The following is a 20,701-nucleotide window of genomic DNA, read 5'->3' as shown; positions in this document are numbered from 1 at the left end:
ATCCGGGTATAAATTCTCGGGAGCGTTCGCGATTCCCGGGAGAAACCGTTATGTCAGGAACAGAAATCCGCCATTTCACGGCTTTTGAGGGCTTCACCCGCCTCGCCGCCGGATCTTTGGCCGAGGTTACCCTGGCAGTGAAAGCCGCCGAGGAGCAGGGCGTCGAAGCGCCGCTTCTGGTGTTCGACAATGCCAGCGGCCGGGTCGTCGATGTCGACACCCGGGGCGACGCCGAGGATATCATCGCCCGTCTCGCGACCCCGTCCGGGGCCCCAGAAAAACCCGCGGAGAAACCCGCTGGCGGTGGGTCCCGGCGTCCGCGGGGACGCCCCAAGCTCGGCGTGGTCGCCGGCGAAGTCACTTTACTGCCGCGGCATTGGGACTGGCTGCGCAGCCAGCCCGGCGGCGCCTCCGCGAGCCTGCGCAAACTGGTCGAGGCCGCCCGGCGCAGCGATCTGGCCTCGCCAAGGCAGGAACGCGAAACCGCCTACGGTTTCATGTCGGTGATGGCCGGCGACCTGCCGGGCTTCGAGGAGGCGACGAGGGCCCTCTTCGCCGGAGACCGGGATCGTTTCGCTGACCTCATTTCGGACTGGCCGCAGGATGTCCGCGATCACTGCCGCAAAATGACGGCGACCGCCTTTCCCCAAAAGGACGGTTAGGCGAACCCCCTAACTGACGGCGGTCACCATCTGCAGCGCGTCCGGCAGAGGCCGGATATTGACCGGCAGGCGGGCGACGATGTCGCCGTCGGCCTGCAGCGGCGCGGTGTTCTCGCCCTCGATGCGGATATTCCGGCCACTGACGATCTTGAAACCGCGGGAGACCGGCAGCCGGTCGCGCTGCAGCGCCAACGCATAGCGCAGGGTGTTGAAGGCGTCGCCATAGCGGAACAGGCAGACATGGAGCAGCGGCTCGTCGAGGCGCGCTTCCGGCGCCAGGAGATAGCGGCCGGCATAAAAACGGGCGTTGCTGACGACGACCGAGGCCGACTCGTATTCGCGCCCGTCGACGGTAACGCGCAGCGGCGGCGGCTGGCGGCGGCACATCTGATGAAGGCTTTCCACCACATAGGCGCCCTTGCCGAGCAGCCGCTTCAGGCGCAGATCGAGGGATTCCACGACCCGCGCATCAAAGCCCGCGCCGGCCATGAGCGAAAAGATACGCGCTTGTCCATCAGCGCCCTCGGCCTGGCCGAGACTGACCGGGCGGATCGCGCCCTGGGCAATGACGCTGGCAATATCACGGGGCACGATCCGCAAGCCTAACTCGGCGGCGAGCACATTAGCGGTACCGAGCGGCAGAATCGCCAGGGGCGGGCGTTTGCCGGGCGCCGGCAAGCCGACCAGGCCGTTGACCACCTCGTTGATGGTGCCATCGCCCCCGGCAGCGACCACCAGGTCATGTGCCGTAGCATCGGCTTCGGCGGCAAAATGCCCGGCATCGCCGGGGCCGGTCGTCGGACGCACGTCCATCGGACAGCCCAGTTCGGCCAACTCGGCCAGAACGGCTTCAAAGCGCCGCCGCCGGCTGCCGCCCGCCGTCGGGTTATAGATCACCAGCAGCCGTCGCGCCGCGCCGCGATTTGAGGTCGAATCCGACATGATGGCGGCGATCATAGGGCCTTCGCCCCAGTTGTCTAACCTCTCTTCTTGCGCTTCGCGGTCCGGGGCTTTACCCAGGGGTTCCGCGCCTCTTGAGGCCGTGACCTCCCGCTGGGGGGCATGGTAAGCTGCGCATCCCATCAACGGCCCGACGGCCTGTCCCCCCGCGGCGGCACGGCAGAGCGATTTGTCAGAGAAAACCAAGACAAAGAAGCAGAAAATCGACCTTGGCGACGAGTCGACCAAGGTTCTGGTGCGCCGATTGGTGCGCGACTACGTCGCCGAGCACAAGCTGCGCATCGCCTTCGCCCTTGTCGGCATGGCCATCGTGGCGGGAACCACGGCGGGCTTCACCCAGCTCATCAAGCCGGTGGTCAACGACATCTTCGGGGCGAAGCGCGCCGATCTGCTCTACCCCGTCGCCCTGACCACCATCGCCGTGTTCACGCTGCGCGGCTTCGCCGCCTACGGCCAGGCGGTGCTGATGAGCATCGTCGGGCATCGGGTGGTCGCCAAGATCCAGCAGCAGCTCTTCGACAAGCTGATCGGCGCCGACCTGGCGTTTTTCCACCACAACGCGCCCGGCGCCCTGGTGTCGCGCTTCATCAACGACGTGAACCTGCTGCGCAATACCACCTCCAACACCCTGACCGCCATCGGCAAGGACAGCCTGACCGCCGTCGCCCTGATTGGGGTGATGTTCTATGAAGACTGGCTGCTGGCCATGGTGACCACCGTGATCCTGCCGCTGGCGATCCTGCCCTCGGTCAGGGTCGGACGTTCCATGCGCAAGGTCTCCGGCAAGAACCAGATTCAGGTCGGGCGCCTGACCACGCTGCTGGACGAAGCCTTCCAGGGCATCCGCCATGTGAAGTCCTATGTCATGGAAGGCTACGAGTCCAAACGCGCGCAGGAAGCCATCGAGGAAGTCTTCGAACTCAACATGAAGTCGGCGCGGGTGAGCAACACCATCCATCCGATCATGGAGGCCCTGGGCGGCTTTGCCATCGCCGCGGTCATCCTCTACGGCGGCAGCGAAGTGATTGCCGGCAACCGCCAGCCCGGATCGCTCTTTGCTTTCATCTTCGCGCTGCTGCTCGCTTACGAACCGCTGAAACGCCTCAGCAAACTGAACGGCATGCTGCAGAACGGCCTGGCCGCCGCCCAGCGGGTCTTCGACGTGCTCGATCAGGAAACGGAGATCCGCGATGCGCCCGATGCCAAGCCGATCGCCATGGCCGGCGGCAGGGTGGTCTTCAAAGACGTGCACTTTTCATACGACGGCGCCAAGGCGGCACTGCACGGCGTCGACCTGGAGGCACCGGCCGGCAAGACCGTGGCCCTGGTCGGGCCTTCGGGCGCCGGCAAGTCGACCATCCTCAACCTGATCCCGCGCTTCTACGATCCGGAGGAAGGCAGCGTCGTCATCGACGATCAGGACGTCCGCTCGGTGAGCCTGGACTCGCTGCGCCACTCCGTTGCCCTGGTGAGTCAGGAAATTCTGCTGTTCGACGACACCGTGCGGGCCAACATCGCCTATGGGCGCCCCGGCGCCTCTGCGGAAGAGATTGAGAAGGCCGCCCAGATGGCCGGTGCCCACGGCTTCATCAAGGAACTGACCGGCGGTTATGAGACCCAGGTCGGCCCGCGCGGCAGCAACCTTTCCGGCGGCCAGCGGCAGCGCATCGCCATCGCCCGGGCGATCCTGAAGGACGCGCCGATCCTGTTGCTCGACGAGGCGACCTCGGCACTGGACAGCGAGTCGGAACGCCATGTGCAGGCCGCCCTCAACAAGCTCATCTCCGGGCGCACCACCTTCGTCATCGCGCACCGCCTTTCCACTGTGGTTGATGCCGACATCATCTATGTGATGGACAAGGGCCGCATCGTCGAGCAGGGCAGCCACAGCGAACTGCTGGCCCGCGGCGGGCACTACGCAAGGCTCTATGCCCTGCAGTTCGCCCAGCAGGAACCGGCCGCAACGCAGGACGAGGCTTCCGGCAAGGACCTGCGGGTCCAGGCCTGAGCCGGGATCCGTTTCCCAGAGCCGCGCGCCCGTGAAAATCCTCAAGACCTGGCTCAAGTCCGGAACCGTCCAGTCGATGCTTTCGACGATCCTGGCGGGTGTTATCTGGTTGTTCTATCTGACGGTGCGCTGGCAGCGCCGCATCGATCCGGAAACCCGAAAGCTGCTGGAAGCCGGCAAGCCGGTCATCATCTGTTACTGGCACGGCCGCATGTTCTTTCTGGCCGGCGCCTGGCGCAAACGGCCGAAGAAACTCGGTTTCCTGAATTCGGGCCATCGCGACGGTCAAATGATCGCCAACGCGCTGATCCGCATCGGCTACACCTCGGTATCGGGATCGAGCCGCCGCGGCGGCGCCATGGCGCTGCGCGAGATGAGCCGTCTGCTGCGCGGCGGCATACCCCTGGCGATCACCCCCGACGGCCCCAAGGGGCCGCGCATGCATGTGAAAGCCGGCGCGGTGAAGGCCGCGCAGATGACCGGGGTTCCCCTGGTCGCTTTCACCGGCAGCGCCCGCCCGCGACGCCTTTTCCAGACCTGGGACCGCTTCTGCCTGCCGCTGCCGTTGTCGCGGGCGCCGGTCTATTGGGGGCCGCCGATCTACGTCGCCCGCGATGCGGACGAGGCCGAACTGGAACGCTGCCGCCTCGCCATCGAGCAAAATCTCAACGATCTGACCAACGAGGCCGAACGCAGCCTGGGACAGGAAGAAACCAAGGCCGCCTCTCCTGACGAGGGGCCTCGCCGCCATGCGCGCCCCTGAATTCTGGTCCGAAAGCGGTCTGGCGGCACGGCTGCTCGCGCCGCTGGGTGCCGCCTATCATCTGGCAGGGGTTTTGCGCCGCGGATTGGTCTCGCCTCAATCGGTGGACGTGCCGGTCATCTGCATCGGCAACCTGGTTGCCGGCGGAGCGGGTAAGACGCCGGTGGCTCTGGCCTTGATCGACATGCTCCGGGAAAGCGGCCTGAAGCCGGCGGCGCTCACCCGCGGATACGGCGGCAGCGAGACCGGGCCGCTGCGGGTTCAGCCGGGCAGCCACGATGCCGCCATGGTCGGCGACGAGGCCCTGCTGCTGGCGGCAGCCGCCCCGACCTGGCTGGCCCGCGACCGCGTCGCCGGGGCCAAGGCCGCGGTTGCCGAGGGCGCCGAGGTCATCGTCATGGACGACGGCTTTCAGAACCCCGGCCTGAAGAAGGATCTCTCCCTGCTGGTGGTCGACGGGACCTATGGTTTCGGTAACGGCCGGGTCATTCCCGCGGGTCCATTACGCGAAACGCCGACAAGCGGCCTCGCCCGCGCCGATGCCGTGGTGCTGGTCGGCAGCAAAGACGGCACGACGGCAGACGAGCCTCTCTTTGCCGGAAAGCCCGTGCTGCGGGCGAGGCTCCTGCCGCGAGACGACAGCCTCGCCGGGCAGCGGGTCTTCGCCTTTGCCGGGATCGGGCGGCCCGGGAAATTCTTTCAAAGCCTGCGCGACCTCGGGGCGGAGGTCGTCGGCAGCGAAGCCTTTGCCGATCACCAGCCCTATGACAGCACCGCCCTTGAGCGCCTGCGCCACGCGGCAAAGACCGCCGATGCGAAGCTCGTCACCACCGCCAAGGACGCCGTCCGCCTGGGCCCCGAAGCGCCGCGCGACGTCACGGTGCTTCATGTGATCCTGACGTGGGACGATGAAGATGCGGTCACGGCGCTGCTTGCCGGACTGGCGCAGCCCGCCTCGGACAAGGCATAAGACGGGGATGTCCAAAGACAAGAAGAGAACCCGGCGACGGAGCCCCCTGCAGGGCGCGTTGCGCCAACTGCGCCAGCTTGGCGAAGGCTTGGCGCAATTCCTGGTGCTTGGTTTCTGCTGGCTGCTGCCGGTGGACTGGGCCTCCGGCCTCGGCGGCTGGGTGGCCCGTACCGTCGGTTCACGGCTCAGCGTCAACCGCCGCGCCATGAAGCATCTGGCCATCGCCTTTCCGGAAATGACGGAGGCGGAAAAACGGCGGATCACCGTCGGCATGTGGGACAACTTCGGGCGCATGGTGGCGGAGTATCCGCATCTCGGCACCATCGCCGACCCCGCCTCCGGCAGGGTCGAGGTGGTGAACGCCCACCTGCCCGACAAGGTGCGCGACGCGGGCAGGCCCTTCATCGTGTTCTCCGCCCATATGGCGAACTTCGAGCTGATGCCCATCGTCTCCAACAAGCACGGTCACAACATGACCGTTGTCTCGCGGCCGGTGAACAATCCCTACATCCAGCGCATCCTGCTGTTCTTCCGGGAACGGCCGACCGGTGACTGGGGCAAGATCCCCAAGGGCGTGGACGGCGCGCGCCATGCCATGAAGCTGCTGCAGCAGGGCCTGAACCTGGGTGTCCTGGTGGACCAGCGCAACAGCCAGGGTGTCGCCCTGCCGCTCTTCGGGCAGCCGGCGCGCACCAACCTCGGCATTGCCAAGCTGGCCATCGATTACGATGCCCCGCTGTTTCCGGCGCATCTGGAACGCCTTGGCGGCGCCCGCTTTCGACTGACGGTGGAAGATCAGTTGAAGCGGCCTGACCTGGGCGACAAACAGGCCGAGTCGGTGGCGATCATGACCGAGGTGAACCAGGTCCTGGAACGCTGGATCCGCCAGCGCCCGGAAGACTGGCTCTGGCTGCACCGCCGCTGGGACCGGCCATAAGATCGGGGCCGGGTTCTTGCGAACACCGGCCCCGCCTTACCTCAAACGCTAGAGGTTTTCGAGAGCGCTGGCATCGGGCTGCAGAGGATCGCCGCAAGCGGGAGGCCCGCTGCAGAGCACGGTGTTCCAGGACGCCCCGCCGTCATCCATTCCGCTGTCCTCGGTGCCGCCGACCTGCGGTTCGGCCGGTGACGGCCCGGCGGGGCCGCCGAAGGATTCGAAAGCCTCATCCAAGAGGTCATCGAGCGCGAGCCTGACTTCCTGTCCCGTCGCCGAGCCGTCTTCGAGGTCCGCCAGCAGGTCGCGCAGACGATTGCCAAAGTCCGAACCGCGAAAACCCCCGTCCGCTGCCTGCGTATCGTCGGGCAGGAGGAGGTCGTCATCGTCCTCCGCCACCAGATCGATCGGCGGGCAGCCATTGGGCGCGGCCCCGGGGCCGGGCTCCGCTTCCGGCTGCGGCTCGGGGCCGGCAACCACCTCCGGCTCGGGTTCAGGCTCGGGCGCGGCTTCCGGCTCGGGTTCGGGTGCCGCTTCGGGTCTGGGCTCCGGTTCCCGTTCGGGGGCCGGTTCCGGCTCGGGGGCGGGTTCCGGCGCCGGTTCAGGGGCAGGCATTGGTTCGGGTTCGGGCAGCTCGGCCACCGGGGTCGCCGCCGGGTCCAGCGAAATGGTCTCGTCATTGAACTGGATGAACTCGATGCCGCTGAGCTGGTCGACACCCTCGCCGCCGGTCAAAGCCGTCACCTGGTCGCCGCTTGCCGAGACCTGATAGTCGGCCCTTTGCCCGGCATAGACAGCGGTGTCCTGACCGGCGCCACCATTCAGGGTGTCATTGCCGAGGCCGCCCATCAGGCTGTCGGCCCCGGCACCGCCGGAGAGCATATTGTCACCCTTGTTGCCGAGAATGTCGTTGGCGAGGGCGTTGCCGGCCACCGTCAGGTCGTCGATACCCAGAAGGGTCACGGCGGCCAGGTTCTGGCCCATTACCACATTGGCGGAGGAGGCCACGCGGTCGCTGCCGATCAGATCGAGCTTCACGTTTTCCGCTTCGACGTCGAGGCTGAGCTGCAGCGGCGCCGAAACCCCGCCGCCGGAGATCGTCACCTCATAACTCCCGCTGTCCAGGGCCGCCTGATAGCCGCCGCTGGCCGTTGTGGTCGCGGCCGTGGTGTCACCACCGGCTTCCTGGATCGACAGACGAACACCCCCGTTGCCCTCTCCGGGGCTGTAGAAACCGTCGCCGTCGGTGTCGTCATAAGCAACGCCGGTCAGGAAGAAGTCGTCGCCCGAACGGGCATAGTTCTGGGTGACCATCAGGGCATTGTAGGTCGCCCCGCTGGTGAACTGGCCTTCGAGGATTCCCAGGCCCACTTCGCGAAAGCCATCGCCGAGAAGGTTCTCCCGGTGGCCGGGGCTTTCAAAAAGCCCCTCGTAGGTTTCGAGGGTCAGGGCCCGGACATCCACTTCGCCGGTGGTGCCGCTCCAGGCGATGTTTTCGCCCCAGGTCCAGTTGCCCTGGAACTCATAACCGGCGTCTCGCATGCGGTCGCCCGGGCTGCTGCCGCCCGCCCCGCTGTGACTGAAAACATCCTGGTCGAGCATCCAGCGGCTGTGGCCCCGGGCGGCGTCGTTCAGTTCGGCATCGAAGGCCAGCGGTTGCTTGGCCTGCGCCGAAATGCTGCCGGCGGGCAGGCCGGCATTCAGGGAAAGACCAAGGCGCGCCGCCTCGCCCTCAGGATCGAGACGGGCCCGGTTGATGAGCTCAAGCTGGTATTGTTCTGCATTGCTGGGGTTGGCCATACGATGGTCCTTTCAAAAACGCTCCTCTCACCCGGACAGGAAAATCCAGGCGCGGGGCAAGCCTTCCCCTCCCGCGCGCACCGATGGCGCCGCGGCGGCTTCTCCCGATTGACTGCTGTGCGGCCCGGTTCAGGTCCCGGCCACGCTCACGCTGTGCTGCCGCTTCGCGGCAGCTTCCCTGTGACGCCGAGCGCCTGACGGCGGGTATCGGCCCCGGCGGCCTTTATAGAATGACCTACAAAGGCGCGGCTGCGGCAATGCTGAAACCAGCAGAAGGCCGGAATGGCGCATTCTGTGGCGAAGCTATGGCATCTCTCCGATTGCGGGTGGGCAGCGAGTCGCCCTCCGCCTGCGCGTGCAGGCAGACTCAAAAAAGGCGGCGGCCTTCGAAGCGGCGGGGAAAGCAGCGCTATTGGGCGGTGGCATCCTTGGGCATCGGCGGCACCAGCAAGGCGGGATCGAGCCGCTCGGTAAACCAGTTGATGCGCCAGTCCAGATGCGGCCCGGTGGAACGGCCGGTGGACCCCACGGTGGCGATCTGTTCGCCTTGCTTCACCCGCTGCCCTTCCTCGACGGTCACGCTCTCCAGATGGAGAAAAGCCGAGGACAGCCCGTGGCCATGGTCGAGGAACAGGGTCACGCCGGTGAAATACATGTCGGGATGCACCAAGGTGACGGTGCCGTCCGCCGGCGCCACCACCTGCGTGCCCTGGGGTGCGGCGATGTCGATGCCGAAATGCGGCCGCCGCGGCTCGCCGTTCAGAACGCGCTGCGATCCGTAGACACCGGAAACGATGCCGATCGCCGGCCAGCGAAAGCCGCTGCCGAAGTCCGTCTCGGGCCGGTCGATTTCACGGGCCTTGGCGGCTGCCGCGGCATCTGCGCGGATACGTTTCAGGACGTCGTCGGGCGGTGTCACGAATTTCTTCGGCAGACCGTCGATGCGCTGCACCCGGTATTCGCGCTGGGCAATCTCCAGAGGATGGCTGGTGACGTTGCCGTCGGCGCCCGTCACCGTCAGGGTCGCCGCCGGCGCGGCATCACGGCCGAACCCGAAGATGAAGAGGCCGTCCTCTGTCATGCGCAGCGGCTTGCCGTTCAGCGCCACCGCTGCGCCAGGCGCCACCTTGCCGAAAATCAGGCCGCCCTGGGTCATGTCGCCTTTCAATTCCAGCTCCGCCGAAGCAGGGGCCGCTATGGCAATTGCCAACAAGAAGAGAAGGCCGGAAAGAAACCGAGATTTCATAGCAGGGAGCCCTGGGAATCATCGGAGGGGGGCGTCTTCTTCTTTTTGGCGGGCGACTTGGTGGACGCCTTTTCGACAGGGGCCGCAGTGCCCGAGACTTCGCCCCCAGTCGCGGTTGCCCGGCCCGCGGCAAACTCCAGCTCCAGCGCCAGGCCCGGCGTCACCCCCTGCGGCGTTGTGATCGCGCCCTCGGGCCCGCGCACCACCGCATAGCCGCGCTGCAGCACCTTCTTGTAGGACATGCTTTCCAGCACCCGGCCAAGGCCTTCCAGCGCGTTCCGGCGTTCGCTCAGCAGGCGCGGACGGATCGTCTCCAGCCGCCCGCCGGCCGCCGCAAGCTGCTCCCCCTTCACCACGACAAGCTGGCGCGGATGGGGCAGCGCCGCTTCCAACCTGCCGAGCCGGGCCCGGCAATCCTTCATCAGGCCCTCCCATGCCGTCTTCAGACGCTCGGCGCGCTCGTCGAGGCGCTGGGTCATCTCCTCCAGCAGGCGGCGCGGATCGACGAGGCCACGGCCCAGGCCTTCCACCTGGGTCCTGCGCTCTTCCACCAGGCGTCCGGCGGCGGCAAGCAGGCGGCGTTCCAGATCGGCGTTCTGCAATTGGAGTTCGCGGCGCACCGGCACCGCCATCTCCGCCGCCGCCGTCGGGGTCGGGGCCCGCCGATCAGAGGCGAAGTCGATCAGGGTGGTGTCGGTTTCGTGGCCGACGGCAGAGATCAGGGGGATGTTTGAAGCGGCGGCGGCGCGCACCACCACCTCTTCGTTGAAGGCCCAGAGGTCTTCCAGGGAACCGCCGCCGCGCGCGACGATCAAGAGGTCGGGGCGCGGCACAGGGCCGTCCTCGGCCAAGGCGTTGAAGCCCTGGATCGCGGCGGCCACCTGTTCCGCCGCCCCCTCGCCCTGGACCAGCACCGGCCAGACCAGAACGCGGCGCGGAAAGCGGTCTTCCAGGCGGTGCAGGATGTCGCGGATTACCGCCCCGGTCGGCGAGGTAACGACGCCGATGACTTCCGGCAGGAACGGCAGGGCCTGCTTGCGCGCCTCGTCGAAGAGACCTTCTTCGGCCAGTTTGCGGCGGCGGTCCTCCAGCAGCTTCAGCAGGGCGCCCTGGCCGGCCAGTTCCAGGGAATCGATAACGATCTGATACTTGGAGCGCCCGGGATAACTGGTGATGCGGCCGGAGGCGATAACCTCCATGCCGTCTTCCGGCTGGATCGACAACTTGCCGGCCATGCCCCGCCAGCAGACACCGTCCAGCACCGCGTTTTCGTCCTTCAACGCCATGTAGAGATGGCCCGAAGCGGCACGCTTGAAGCCGGAAACCTCGCCGCGCACCCGCACCCGCTCGAAGGTGCCCTCCAGGGTTCGCTTGACCGCCTGGGAGACCTCGGAAACGGAAAACTCCGGAACGTTGCTGATGCTGGGACCGGCGGGCAAGGCTGCTCTCTTCGTGGCTCTTCGGTGAAATTTCGGATCGTCGCTTGGAGTCGTCATGCTACAAGAGCGCCGCGGCAGAGACCATGCCGGAGAGACGAAAAACATGAAGGCGGCGTTATGAAAGTCCTGGTTGTCGGCGGTGGCGGACGCGAGCACGCGCTCTGCTGGACCCTTGCCGCCTCCCCCCTCTGTCACAAGCTGTTCTGCGCCCCGGGCAACGCCGGTATCGCCGAAGACGCCGAATGCGTTCCCATCGCGGCGGAGGACATCGACGGCCTGCTGGCCTTCGTCAACGAAGAAGCGATCGATTATGTCGTCGTCGGCCCGGAAGCACCTTTGGTGCTGGGCCTGGTGGACCGGCTGACGGCAGCGGGCGTGAAATCCTTCGGCCCGACCCAGGCCGCCGCCGAACTGGAAGGCTCCAAGGGCTTCACCAAGGACCTCTGTGCCAAGTACGGCATTCCGACCGGCGCCTACGCCCGCTTCACCGAGGCCGAGGCGGCGAAAGACTACGTGCGCGAGCAAGGCGCGCCCATTGTGGTGAAAGCCGACGGCTTGGCCGCCGGCAAGGGCGTGACCGTCGCCATGACCGAGGACGAGGCCCTCGCCGTCATCGATGCCGCCATGGCCGAAGGCGCCTTCGGCGATGCCGGGGCCGAGCTGGTCATCGAAGCCTACCTCGACGGCGAAGAGGCAAGCTTCTTTGCTCTGGTCGACGGCGACTTCGCCCTGCCGCTGGCCGCGGCGCAGGACCACAAGCAGGTCTTTGACGGCGACAAGGGGCCGAACACCGGCGGCATGGGCGCCTATTCCCCCGCGCCGGTGATGACCCCGGCGCTGATCGAGGAGACCATGGCGCGCATCATCCGCCCGACCGTGGCCGGCATGAAGGCCGAGGGACGCCCCTTCAAGGGCGTGCTCTTCGCCGGGCTGATGATCACCGCCGAAGGCCCGCAGCTCATCGAATACAACGTGCGTTTCGGCGATCCCGAGTGTCAGGTGATCCTGATGCGCCTGATGTCCGATCTGCTGCCGGCGCTGATCGCCTGCAGCGACGGCGTGCTCTCCAGCTTCGATCTGCGCTGGTACGAGGAGGCGGCGCTGACCGTCGTCATGGCGGCCGAAGGCTACCCGGGCAGCTACCAAAAGGGCACGGCAATCAGCGGCCTGGAAACGGCCGAGGGCAATTCCGACGACATCAAGATTTTCCACGCCGGCACCAAGCGGGATGCGGACGGCAAGCTGTTGGCGAACGGCGGGCGCGTCCTCGGCGTCACCGCCATAGCGCCCGATATCGCCGAAGCCCAGGACCGCGCCTACACCGTCGTCGACAAGGTTGACTGGCCGCAGGGCTTCTGCCGCCGCGACATCGGCTGGCGCGCCGTCGCGCGTGAGCAGAAGACAGCCTCGTGACGGGAAAAGAAAACGACCGGGCCGCCAGACCGCCGATTCTCAAGACCGAACGCCTGACCCTGCGCGGCCACACCTCGGCGGACTACAAACACACCCAAGCGCTCTGGGGCGATCTGCGCGTGACCCGCTATATCTCCGGCCGGGCCTCGACCCCGGCGGAAAGCTGGGCGCGGCTGCTGAACTATGCCGGTCACTGGGCGCTGCTCGGCTTCGGGTATTGGCTGGTCGAGGAAAGCGAGAGCGGGCGCTTCGTCGGCGAGGTCGGCCTGGCCGACTTCAAGCGCGACATCAAACCCAGTTTCGCGGGCGCACCGGAGGCCGGCTGGGTACTCGCCCCCTCGGCGCACGGCAAGGGTTATGCCACCGAAGCGGTGCGGGCCGTGCTCACCTGGGGCGAAGAAGCCCTGGGCATGCAGCGCGCCGTCTGCATTCTCGATCCGCAGAACCACGCCTCGGCGAAGGTCGCCGAGAAATGCGGCTTCACCTACTTCACCGAAACCGACTTCATGGGCAGCCAGGCGGTGCTGATGGAGCGCCTGACGAAGACCTGAAACGGCTGACTTAGCGAAGCCCCTTGACCGCGGCTTCGACCGTCTCGGCAAACAGCCGCGTGCGCTGCGGCCGGTAGCGTCCGGGCGGAAAGACCAGATGGATCGCAATGGCGGCAAAGGCCGCATCCGGCAGCAGGCGTTGCAGCCGTCCGGCTGCAACGTCATCGCCGATCAGCCAGCGCGGCAACAGTCCCGCTCCGCCGCCGGCCAAGACCGCCTGATAGGCGGCGTGCAGCACTTCACAGCGCAGCCGCACATGTCCGTTGATTTTGACGGACCGGCCCTGGCCGAGCGATGCCGCAATCCTTCCATCATACAAGGGCGCCAGGGCAACGATCGGCAGACCGTCATGAACACCGCCTTTAGAACTGAAGAACCCTGAAAGGTCGAGATCCGCTGCGGCCACCAACCAGCGCTCCACCGCCCCGATGCGCCGCACGATGAGTTCCTGCCGTTCCACCGGGCCGACCTTGATCTGCAGGTCCGCGCCCATCTCGACCAAATCGACCGAGGCATCGGTAAAGACCAGATCGACATCGACCTCGGGATAGCGCCGCACAAAGCGTGCGGCGGCTGGCGCGACGATGGTCGGGCCGATTGCCGTGGGAGCGACGACACGCAGCAGACCTTTGGGCGCCAGGCTGCCCGCCGCCAGCGCTTCCTCCGTCGCCTCCCAGGCCGCCAGCAGTTCCATGGCCCGCGGCAGCAACGCGCCGCCTTCCGCCGTCAGGGTGAGTTCATGGGTGGATCGGCGCGCCAGAGCCGTGTTGAGCCGCCTTTCCAGGGCTGAAAGCTGGCGGCTGACGCTGGCCTGACTGACCCCCAGACTGCGGGCCGCAGCGGAGAGTGACCCCGCATCGGCAATCCGGGTGAAGGTCTGAAGAAGCTGGATGGTGTCGACGGCATTACCCATACGTTCACCGTATAACAATTACTCTAAATCGCCGTCTACCGTAAAAGCCTTCAGGGAGTCATCTTCTTTCCAAGACAGCGCCGGGGACCAGCCGGCCCCTCAAGAAGCCAAGAGACGATTACCGACAACCCCGAGAAATTTGAGGACTGACCCATGAGCCAACTGATCCGACAAAAGCATATCCGCGGCGCGTTCCTCACCTGGATCGCGATCTGGCCGCTGATCACCGCCCTGCTGCTGATCGGCGAACCGCTGCTCGCCGCCCTGCCCCTGCCGCTGCGCACCCTGGTGCTGACCGCGGTCCTGGTGCCCCTGATGAGTTTCGTGGTGATGCCGCGGCTGATCGCCTGGGCCGACGCCCGGCTCGGCAACTGAAACGACATAGACTCCAAAGGAGAAAGCCAATGAGCAACGAAAACACGCAAGCAGACGAAAACCGCGCCGCCCTGGCGGCCAAGACCGAGGCCTGGGTAAAAGGCTGGCACAGCAGCCCCGAGGCCCCCTTCAGCCTGGATCAGATCGCCGATCTCTACGTGAAGGACCACCGCCTGTTTTCCTACGACTTCGGGCGTCCGCACAGCGGCGTGGAGGGCTGGGACAAGGCCGCCCCCTACTACGAAGGCTTCATGGCGATCCCGAAACGCTGGGCCCTGACCTCAGGCGGTGATCTGCGGGTCAACCTGCAGGGCGACATCGCCTGGACCACGCTGTCGCTTTCCGGCGAGGGAGAAACCCAGGACGGCGCGCCCATCGACCTTCCCGAAGCGCGGGTCACGCTGATCTTCGAACGCCAGGAAGACGGCGACTGGCTGATCGTCCACGAGCACGGCTCGGCGGCGATTCCCTTTCCCGATACGGCGACCACCAGCCGCCTGCTCGGTGAGGCCGCTTAGGCGCATGGTGCCTAAGCGGCGCCGGCCCGCCGCTCATCGGTCAGTTTTCAGTCGTCGGACGGCTACGCAGCGACCACCAGACCCAGAAGCTGAGCACGATCGCCGAGGCGGAGACGATGGTCATCAGGGTTCCCGGGAAGAACTTCACGAAGCCCGGCAGATCGACGAAGACAAGATAGCCAAGGTCCAACAGCCCGCCGACCATTGCCGTTACCCATATCGCCGTGAGATTGACTTGCCAGATGAAGACTGCTCCGATCACCGTCACCGCACCACCCCACAGCAGGTTCCAACCATGCTGGTTCAGTATGGCGCCAACGGCGGGGGCATAGTCATATTGGAGCAACGCCGGATCAACGGCGTCGGCGATGGCCTGGAACCCGCCGGAGGCGTCGGCTGGAATGACAATAAGGCCTGCCAAGATATGCACGAGCCCCCAGGTGATCCAAAGGATTGCGGACAGCTTCAGTGCAGTGCGATGCATAGCGGTCATGATTGTGCTCCGGCCTGACTTGGAAACTGACAACACGCGACGGGGATCTGCCCCTGACCTTCCCGCAATTAGTTGATAAAGTCAACTAAACGGAGAGACAACTGACCGATACCTTGACCCTCGCTGTTCATCTCGACCGGCTTATGCGGAGGATCCATGCGGATCTGCACCCGAAGGCGATGCGTTTGGACGATGCGAACGTGGGTCCCCTGGGTGGCATGGTCCTCATGACGATCGAGGAGAATGCGCCGATATCCGTTCAAGACCTCGCCAAGAAACTCGCCCGCGACAAGGGGCAGATGACGCGCTTTATCCAAAGCCTTGAACGCAAGGCCCTGCTTGTTCGCATGGAATGCCCGGAGGATCGACGTGTTTCACTGATCCGGCTCACGCCCGAGGGCGAGGCGCTGGTAACAGCTTTTCGCGGGGCAATGGCTGAAGTCGTGAACGCTATGCTTGTCGATGTCGGACCAGAGGAACAGGCACAGTTCTTGACGATACTGCAGAAGCTTCTCAAGGCATCAAGTGAACCTGCAATCGGTCCAGACCAGGGCCATTGAAGTATCCGGCTTTTTTTGTGCTGATCGCCGATCTCTACATGAAGTAACATCGCCTGTTCTCATGCGGCTTCGGTCGCCCGCACGACGGCGTCAAGGCTGAAGCAGGGTCGCCCCCTACTACGAAGGCTTTATGGCGAGCTCTGAAACGCGAGCCCCGCCGAGCAGTAAAGAGAAATGTGAATGCCGGGATACAGTTGTCTCGAGCTAGCTTGGGTCGCGCGGTGTCTCTACCTCACTTTTTGCACCGTTCTCTTCAACCGCAAAATCCAATGCGGGCTTCGCTTGGATGTTGCCATCAGGCGTCACAACTTCATTCATCATGGTGAAATGAAATTGATCGATATCGTGGTCCGAACTGACGGCAACCTCAATGGCCTTGGATATTGATTCTGCCTTCATATACCACAAAAGGTACTTCTCTCCGTTTATCTCTATCTGGAACCATGACTCAATATGCACGCCTTCATTTCGCAGAGTGCTGACCACTTCATCTGACCGCGCCTGCAGCGTCGCTTTCCAGTGTTCAATTGTCGCTTCAGTACCTGGCTTCAGCTTTAGAAGTCCTGCAGCGGCTTCCATGTCGGCTTTGAACCCCTTCGTTGACCTTCATCGATATCCTGGCATCTGATTCATCCAGGCAGGCTAGCGTGTTCCATATCGGCTTGCCACGCAACACACAGGCTCAGCGGGCGGCAACTCCCTTGCCGGACCGGGGAACAAAAAAGCCAGTTTTTGGGTGCTGCCTAACCCGCCATCTCGGCGATGTAGGTGGGCAGGGCGAAGGCGGCCTGGTGAACGGCGGGATTGTAATAGCGCGTGGCGATGCCTGCTTCCTGAAAGCGCTTCTCCAAAGCCGCGAGACTCACCTGCCGCTTTGCCGCATCGTCGCTGCCCCAACCGAAGGCCATGGGTCCGCCGGCATAGGTCGGCACCGTCGCCAGATAGCAGGCGGCATCGGCAAAGAGTGCGCGGAAAGCCCGCATGGTATTGACCAGTTCGTCGCTCTGCAGGAAAGGCACGCCGTTCTGGGTCACCAGGATGCCGCCGGGCGCCAGGCAGTTCTTCGCCTTGCCGTAGAAGGTGTCGGTGAACAGCACTTCGCCCGGCCCGATGGGATCGGTGGAATCGACGATGGCGACGTCGTAGCGCTCTTCGCAGGAAGCAACGAAGTCGACGCCGTCGGCGATCACCAGATCGAGACGGGGATCGTCGTAGGCGTTCTTACAGATCGAGTCGAGATACTGCTTGGAGAAATCGATCACCCCGGCGTCGATTTCCACCTGGGTGACCTTCTCCACGCCGCGGTGCTTCAGCACCTCTTCCAGCATGCCCCCGTCGCCGCCGCCGATGATCAGCACTTTCTTCGCCACGCCATGGGCGAGGATCGGCAGATGGGCGAGCATCTCGTGATAGATGAACTCGTCCTTCTCCGTCGTCTGCACCACGTTGTCGAGGGTCAGCACGCGGCCGAAGGTCTGATTCTCAAAGACCACGAGCCGCTGGTGATCGGTCTCGCTGTCGTAGTGAACCTTGTCGGCTTTCAGGCCCAGTTGGAAATCGTCGTGCAGCTGTTCGATGAGCCAACGGCTCATACGCCGCGGCCCCGGCGGTGCTCTTCAACAGCCAGACGCGCCGGCTTGAAACGCTCCCGCAGCACGTCCACCGCCTTCTCCGGCTTGGCGTCGCCGCACATGAAGATGTCCAGCGCCGCATAACCCGACTCAGGCCAGGAATGGATCGAGATGTGCGATTCCGCCAGCACCGCGACGCCGGAGATCCCGTCGTTCGGCGTGAAGTGGTGCAGGTGGATGTGCAGCAGCGTCGCCTCGGCGGCAGTCACGCAGTCGCGCAGCGTCTCCTCGACGAAGGCGAGATCGTCCGTACCCTCGGCATCCCAGAGATCGACGATCAGATGGGTGCCGGCGTAACGCTCGCCGTCGCGCTCGATAAAAAAGTCCTTACGCTCCTCGGCCGCTCCAACATCTTGGGGCGTGGCTTGAGGGGCGGTGGTGTTTTCTTCCGTTTTGGAGGCGCTTGGGTTTTCGTCCAAGTCGATCCCCAGTTGGAAGAGGGCTTGTGCCTGAGACATCGGTCCTCCAACGCAACCAGTAGATTGACCCAGTAAAACTGAGAGGGCGTAAAACTGAGGGGCGGGTTTTCGGTGTTTTTGCAATTCAATGCAAGTGAAATTTTGCCTTGTTGTAACAGTGGTTAACGCCGACAGACGGGCTCCGCAGCGTTAACCCTCCCCCGGCGGCTTTCCCAGGGCCGCATCGAGGGCGGCGGCAATCTCTTCATAGGAGGCATGGGTTTTCGAAGATCCCTCGGCATGAACGAAATGCAGCACCGCGCTGCCGTCCGGGGCGAAGATGAAAACCGTGGGAATACGGGCTACATCCTCGAACAGCCCAGCGACCTGCTCGCCCTCGGCCACCACGTGAAAGGGCGGGTCCTTGCGGGCCAGAAAGCCGTCACGCCGCGCCGTGCCCTTGAAGCGCCCGAACTCCTCGAAGATGTTCACGGCGACGATGGCCACGTCGTCACCGTAGGTCTGCTGCGCCTGCTTCAGGTTGTCGAACTCCGGATGACACGGCGGGCACCAGGAGGCCCAGAAAGCCACCACCACCGCCTTGCCCGCCAAAGCCGCCGGCGTCACCGCCGCGCCGCTCAGCACCGGCAGGCCGGAGAGCGCTTCCACGCGCGCCGCGTCGAGCCCGCGGGGCTCCGCCGCCGCCGGCGCCGACAGCAGCAGCAAAGCGGCAAATAACGAAATCAGCCTAGCGCAGCGCATCGAGATTGAGCTCCAGCTTGGCGCCCAGCCAGAGCGCGCGGTCCCGGTGGTCGGGCAGGTCGTCGCCGGTTTCCGGGTGGATGAAGATCACCAGCTCGCCCCGGTTCAGGGTCAGCCAGGGGACGAAGCGGGCGAAGTCCGCCGGCTCGAAGGCCACCTGATAGCTCCAGCAGGGATGCGGCCCCACCGGCCGGTCATGCCAGCGCCCCATGCGCAGACCCTGGAAGGTCGACTCGATGGCCTCGCGTAGTTCCGCCGCCGCCGCCTTGGTCTCGGCGTCGTAGTAGACATGGGCGTGATAGCCGGTAATGGCGTCGATCGTCTGCAGCGGCATGGGCGGCGTTCCCTAGAGTTCCGCTTCAATATGGGGCCGGCCGCCGCCGGCGTCACCCCCATCCACAGTCTTGTGATCTGTAGGAAACACCTAACGCCGCGCCTTGAAAAACTCCTGCAGCAGCGCTCCGCATTCCTGTTCCTGCACCCCGCCGATGACCTCCGGTCTGTGGTGGCAGGTCGGCTGCTCGAAGAAGCGGGCGCCGTGATCGACGCCGCCGCCCTTTGGGTCGTAGGCGCCGAAGACCAGACGGCCGATCCGGGCGAAGGAGATCGCCGCGGCGCACATGGCGCAGGGTTCCAGCGTCACATAAAGCGCGGTGCCCTCCAGACGCGGCGCACCCAGGTCGGCGGCGGCGCGGCGGATCGCCAGGATTTCCGCATGGGCGGTGGGGTCGCTGTCGCGCTCCACCAGGTTGTGCGCCCGCGCCAGAATCTCGCCGCTCGCCATCTCGACCAGCACCGCGCCCACCGGCACCTCGCCCAGCGCAGCCGCCGCCTCCGCCTGTTTCAGGGCCTCGGCCATGGGGTCGGGTTTTGTCATCGGCGCCGCTGTCTTTCCGGTTTTGCGTCTGGGAGCGCGAAGCCTGCCCCGCCCTTTGCGGTAGGTCAATGCAGCGCGGGGCCCCACGTCGGAAACTGGGTTAAAGCCAGAGGTCAATGGCGCCGCCAAGGAAGGAATCGGCGGCCCCAAGAGGGACCAAGAGGGAAAGGAGAAACGTCATGTCTGAGGCTCAACGCGCGGCGATGGATGTCGATGCCGTGGAATTGGATATCGATCCGGGCACGGTCTGCTTTCTGATCGCCAAGGCCCGCGCCTTCGATGTGAAGGTCGCCCCCTCGGAACGCGACGACGTCTCCCAGCCCGGCGAAGACGACATGCATGACGTCCTTGTCGACTACGGCGACGACCCGGTGGCCCAGGAGATCCGCCAGGTCATCGAGGACCTGAACGAGGAGCAGCAGGCGGAACTGGTGGCCATGACCTGGGTCGGCCGGGGCGATTTCGACCGCAGCGAGTGGGACGCCGCGACGGAGGCCGCCAACGAGCGCCACACCGGGCCGTCTTCGGCCTATCTGCTGGGCATGCCGTTGTTCGGCGACCTGCTGGAAGAGGGCTTCACCGCCCTCGGCCACCGCTGCGAAGACCAGGGAAACGCCGTCTAGGGCAGACATGAAACGGCCCCGAAAGGGCAATCCGGCGGGGCTTGTGAGGGCGGCAAACCGCGCCTAGAGTGCGGCCATGGCAAAAACGCTCTCATCACAACCTCTGGTCGGCATCACGCTGGACTCGGAAGCCGCCGGCGGCTGGTCGAAGTTCCCCTGGTATGCCGTGCGGCAGAACTACGCCGAAGCGGTGAAAGACGCCGGTGGTCTGCCGATCCTGCTGCCCCACGAACCGGAGAAGGCCGAGGCCTATCTGGCGCGGGTCGACGCCGTGATGATCACCGGCGGGGCCTTCGACGTCGATCCGGCCCTCTTCGGCGCTAACAGCCGCCACGAAACCGTGCATACCAAGGACCGCCGCACCGCCTTCGAGGCAGCCCTGGTCCGCGGCGCCCTGGAACGCGACATGCCGGTCTTCGGCATCTGCGGGGGCCAGCAGTTGCTGAACGTGGTCCTGGGCGGCAGCCTGATCCAGCACATCCCCGATGAGGTCGAGGCCGCCCTCGCCCACGAGCAGCCCAATCCCCGCGATGAGGCGGGCCATGACGTGGCCCTGAACGGCGAGACCCTGCTGAAATCCATCTGCGGCGCCGAGGTTCTGCCGGTGAATTCCGCCCACCATCAGGCGGTGAAAGAGGTCGGCCCGGGCGTGCAGGTGAACGCCGTGGCGCCGGACGGTGTGATCGAGGGGATCGAGGCGCAGGGCTACCGCTTCTGCCTCGGCGTCCAATGGCACCCGGAGTTCGCCATCACCCCAGCCGATCAGGCGATTTTCCGCGCCTTCGTCTCCGCCGCCGCCTAGGAC

24 protein-coding genes are annotated in these 20,701 nt (G+C 65.4%); 12 read left to right on the top strand and 12 right to left on the bottom strand.

From position 1 onward, the window contains the following. The first annotated feature begins 50 nt into the window (after window positions 1-50). Window positions 51-662: a DUF2239 family protein gene (locus ACP146_RS01705; protein WP_422365036.1), complete on the top strand. Its 612-nt coding sequence runs from the start codon at window positions 51-53 to the stop codon at window positions 660-662. 9 nt (window positions 663-671) lie between these two features. Here ACP146_RS01705 and ACP146_RS01700 read toward each other — a convergent pair whose 3' ends face one another. Further along, window positions 672-1,619 carry a diacylglycerol/lipid kinase family protein gene (locus ACP146_RS01700; RefSeq protein ID WP_422365035.1) on the bottom strand — a complete coding sequence of 316 codons (948 nt, stop codon included), beginning with the start codon at window positions 1,617-1,619 and terminating at the stop codon, window positions 672-674. Between the two features lie 172 nt (window positions 1,620-1,791). On the opposite strand from ACP146_RS01700, the gene ACP146_RS01695 reads away from it, so the two are divergent. Genes ACP146_RS01695 through ACP146_RS01680 form a run of 4 tightly spaced genes read left to right on the top strand, consistent with a single transcriptional unit; the run spans window position 1,792 to window position 6,300 of the window. Beyond that, entirely contained in the window at window positions 1,792-3,630 is a 1,839-nt protein-coding gene (locus ACP146_RS01695) for an ABC transporter ATP-binding protein (protein ID WP_422365034.1), read from the top strand. A 31-nt stretch (window positions 3,631-3,661) separates the two neighbouring features. Next, a complete protein-coding gene (locus ACP146_RS01690) occupies window positions 3,662-4,393 on the top strand; it encodes a lysophospholipid acyltransferase family protein (RefSeq protein WP_422365033.1) in 732 nt (243 codons plus the stop codon). After that, complete coding sequence (lpxK, locus tag ACP146_RS01685) at window positions 4,380-5,363, top strand: tetraacyldisaccharide 4'-kinase (protein WP_422365032.1); 984 nt, start codon at window positions 4,380-4,382, stop codon at window positions 5,361-5,363. The genes ACP146_RS01690 and lpxK overlap by 14 nt, the downstream gene beginning before the upstream one ends. A 7-nt stretch (window positions 5,364-5,370) precedes the next feature. Further along, window positions 5,371-6,300 carry a lauroyl acyltransferase gene (locus ACP146_RS01680; protein ID WP_422365031.1) on the top strand — a complete coding sequence of 310 codons (930 nt, stop codon included), beginning with the start codon at window positions 5,371-5,373 and terminating at the stop codon, window positions 6,298-6,300. 48 nt (window positions 6,301-6,348) lie between these two features. On the opposite strand, the gene ACP146_RS01675 is transcribed toward ACP146_RS01680, so the two are convergent. The 3 genes from ACP146_RS01675 to xseA all read right to left on the bottom strand — a co-directional run bounded on the left by ACP146_RS01675 (window position 6,349) and on the right by xseA (window position 10,782). After that, window positions 6,349-8,097 (bottom strand): CAP domain-containing protein, encoded by a 1,749-nt coding sequence (locus tag ACP146_RS01675; RefSeq protein ID WP_422365030.1) that lies wholly within the window; start codon window positions 8,095-8,097, stop codon window positions 6,349-6,351. A 409-nt stretch (window positions 8,098-8,506) separates the two neighbouring features. Continuing rightward, on the bottom strand, window positions 8,507-9,343 hold the full coding sequence (locus ACP146_RS01670) for a M23 family metallopeptidase (protein WP_422365029.1): 837 nt from the start codon (window positions 9,341-9,343) through the stop codon (window positions 8,507-8,509). Beyond that, window positions 9,340-10,782, bottom strand: a complete 1,443-nt coding sequence (gene xseA / locus ACP146_RS01665) for an exodeoxyribonuclease VII large subunit (protein ID WP_422365028.1) — start codon at window positions 10,780-10,782, stop codon at window positions 9,340-9,342. Before xseA ends, ACP146_RS01670 begins: the two co-directional genes overlap by 4 nt. A gap of 117 nt (window positions 10,783-10,899) precedes the next feature. Here xseA and purD point away from each other — a divergent pair, with 117 nt between their 5' ends. Beyond that, complete coding sequence (purD, locus tag ACP146_RS01660; protein WP_422365027.1) at window positions 10,900-12,195, top strand: phosphoribosylamine--glycine ligase; 1,296 nt, start codon at window positions 10,900-10,902, stop codon at window positions 12,193-12,195. Next, the gene (locus tag ACP146_RS01655; RefSeq protein ID WP_422365026.1) at window positions 12,192-12,746 is read left to right on the top strand and encodes a GNAT family N-acetyltransferase; all 555 of its coding nucleotides are present in this window, start codon (window positions 12,192-12,194) and stop codon (window positions 12,744-12,746) included. The genes purD and ACP146_RS01655 overlap by 4 nt, the downstream gene beginning before the upstream one ends. Window positions 12,747-12,756: 10 nt before the next feature. Here the strand turns inward: ACP146_RS01655 and ACP146_RS01650 are convergent, their stop codons facing one another. After that, window positions 12,757-13,659 (bottom strand): LysR family transcriptional regulator, encoded by a 903-nt coding sequence (locus tag ACP146_RS01650; protein WP_422365025.1) that lies wholly within the window; start codon window positions 13,657-13,659, stop codon window positions 12,757-12,759. 153 nt (window positions 13,660-13,812) lie between these two features. Here ACP146_RS01650 and ACP146_RS01645 point away from each other — a divergent pair, with 153 nt between their 5' ends. Next, window positions 13,813-14,034, top strand: coding sequence for a hypothetical protein (locus ACP146_RS01645; RefSeq protein WP_422365024.1), 222 nt, complete (start codon window positions 13,813-13,815; stop codon window positions 14,032-14,034). Between the two features lie 29 nt (window positions 14,035-14,063). After that, complete coding sequence (locus tag ACP146_RS01640; RefSeq protein ID WP_422365023.1) at window positions 14,064-14,552, top strand: YybH family protein; 489 nt, start codon at window positions 14,064-14,066, stop codon at window positions 14,550-14,552. A gap of 40 nt (window positions 14,553-14,592) precedes the next feature. Here the strand turns inward: ACP146_RS01640 and ACP146_RS01635 are convergent, their stop codons facing one another. After that, on the bottom strand, window positions 14,593-15,045 hold the full coding sequence (locus tag ACP146_RS01635) for a hypothetical protein (protein WP_422365022.1): 453 nt from the start codon (window positions 15,043-15,045) through the stop codon (window positions 14,593-14,595). 185 nt (window positions 15,046-15,230) lie between these two features. Between ACP146_RS01635 and ACP146_RS01630 the strand changes: the two genes are divergently transcribed. Next, the gene (locus ACP146_RS01630) at window positions 15,231-15,605 is read left to right on the top strand and encodes a MarR family winged helix-turn-helix transcriptional regulator (RefSeq protein WP_422365021.1); all 375 of its coding nucleotides are present in this window, start codon (window positions 15,231-15,233) and stop codon (window positions 15,603-15,605) included. Window positions 15,606-15,809: 204 nt separating this feature from the next. On the opposite strand, the gene ACP146_RS01625 is transcribed toward ACP146_RS01630, so the two are convergent. The 6 genes from ACP146_RS01625 to ACP146_RS01600 form a co-directional block, all read right to left on the bottom strand. Then, window positions 15,810-16,184 carry a DUF6176 family protein gene (locus ACP146_RS01625; protein ID WP_422365020.1) on the bottom strand — a complete coding sequence of 125 codons (375 nt, stop codon included), beginning with the start codon at window positions 16,182-16,184 and terminating at the stop codon, window positions 15,810-15,812. A 164-nt stretch (window positions 16,185-16,348) separates the two neighbouring features. Next, the gene (speE, locus tag ACP146_RS01620; RefSeq protein ID WP_422365019.1) at window positions 16,349-17,197 is read right to left on the bottom strand and encodes a polyamine aminopropyltransferase; all 849 of its coding nucleotides are present in this window, start codon (window positions 17,195-17,197) and stop codon (window positions 16,349-16,351) included. Continuing rightward, a complete protein-coding gene (gene speD / locus ACP146_RS01615) occupies window positions 17,194-17,694 on the bottom strand; it encodes an adenosylmethionine decarboxylase (RefSeq protein ID WP_422365018.1) in 501 nt (166 codons plus the stop codon). Before speD ends, speE begins: the two co-directional genes overlap by 4 nt. Window positions 17,695-17,844: 150 nt before the next feature. Then, window positions 17,845-18,396 carry a TlpA family protein disulfide reductase gene (locus ACP146_RS01610; RefSeq protein WP_422365017.1) on the bottom strand — a complete coding sequence of 184 codons (552 nt, stop codon included), beginning with the start codon at window positions 18,394-18,396 and terminating at the stop codon, window positions 17,845-17,847. After that, complete coding sequence (locus ACP146_RS01605) at window positions 18,383-18,730, bottom strand: DOPA 4,5-dioxygenase family protein (RefSeq protein WP_422365016.1); 348 nt, start codon at window positions 18,728-18,730, stop codon at window positions 18,383-18,385. The genes ACP146_RS01610 and ACP146_RS01605 overlap by 14 nt, the downstream gene beginning before the upstream one ends. 90 nt (window positions 18,731-18,820) lie before the next feature. After that, on the bottom strand, window positions 18,821-19,273 hold the full coding sequence (locus tag ACP146_RS01600) for a nucleoside deaminase (protein ID WP_422365015.1): 453 nt from the start codon (window positions 19,271-19,273) through the stop codon (window positions 18,821-18,823). Window positions 19,274-19,452: 179 nt separating this feature from the next. Here ACP146_RS01600 and ACP146_RS01595 point away from each other — a divergent pair, with 179 nt between their 5' ends. Next, window positions 19,453-19,896 (top strand): DUF3775 domain-containing protein, encoded by a 444-nt coding sequence (locus ACP146_RS01595; protein ID WP_422365014.1) that lies wholly within the window; start codon window positions 19,453-19,455, stop codon window positions 19,894-19,896. A 76-nt stretch (window positions 19,897-19,972) separates the two neighbouring features. Next, a complete protein-coding gene (locus ACP146_RS01590) occupies window positions 19,973-20,698 on the top strand; it encodes a gamma-glutamyl-gamma-aminobutyrate hydrolase family protein (RefSeq protein ID WP_422365013.1) in 726 nt (241 codons plus the stop codon). The last annotated feature ends 3 nt before the right edge of the window (window positions 20,699-20,701 follow it).

The organism is Pelagibius sp. (assembly GCF_965249265.1).
GTDB lineage: Bacteria > Pseudomonadota > Alphaproteobacteria > Kiloniellales > Kiloniellaceae > Pelagibius.
This window is presented reverse-complemented; position numbering and strand designations above follow the sequence as displayed.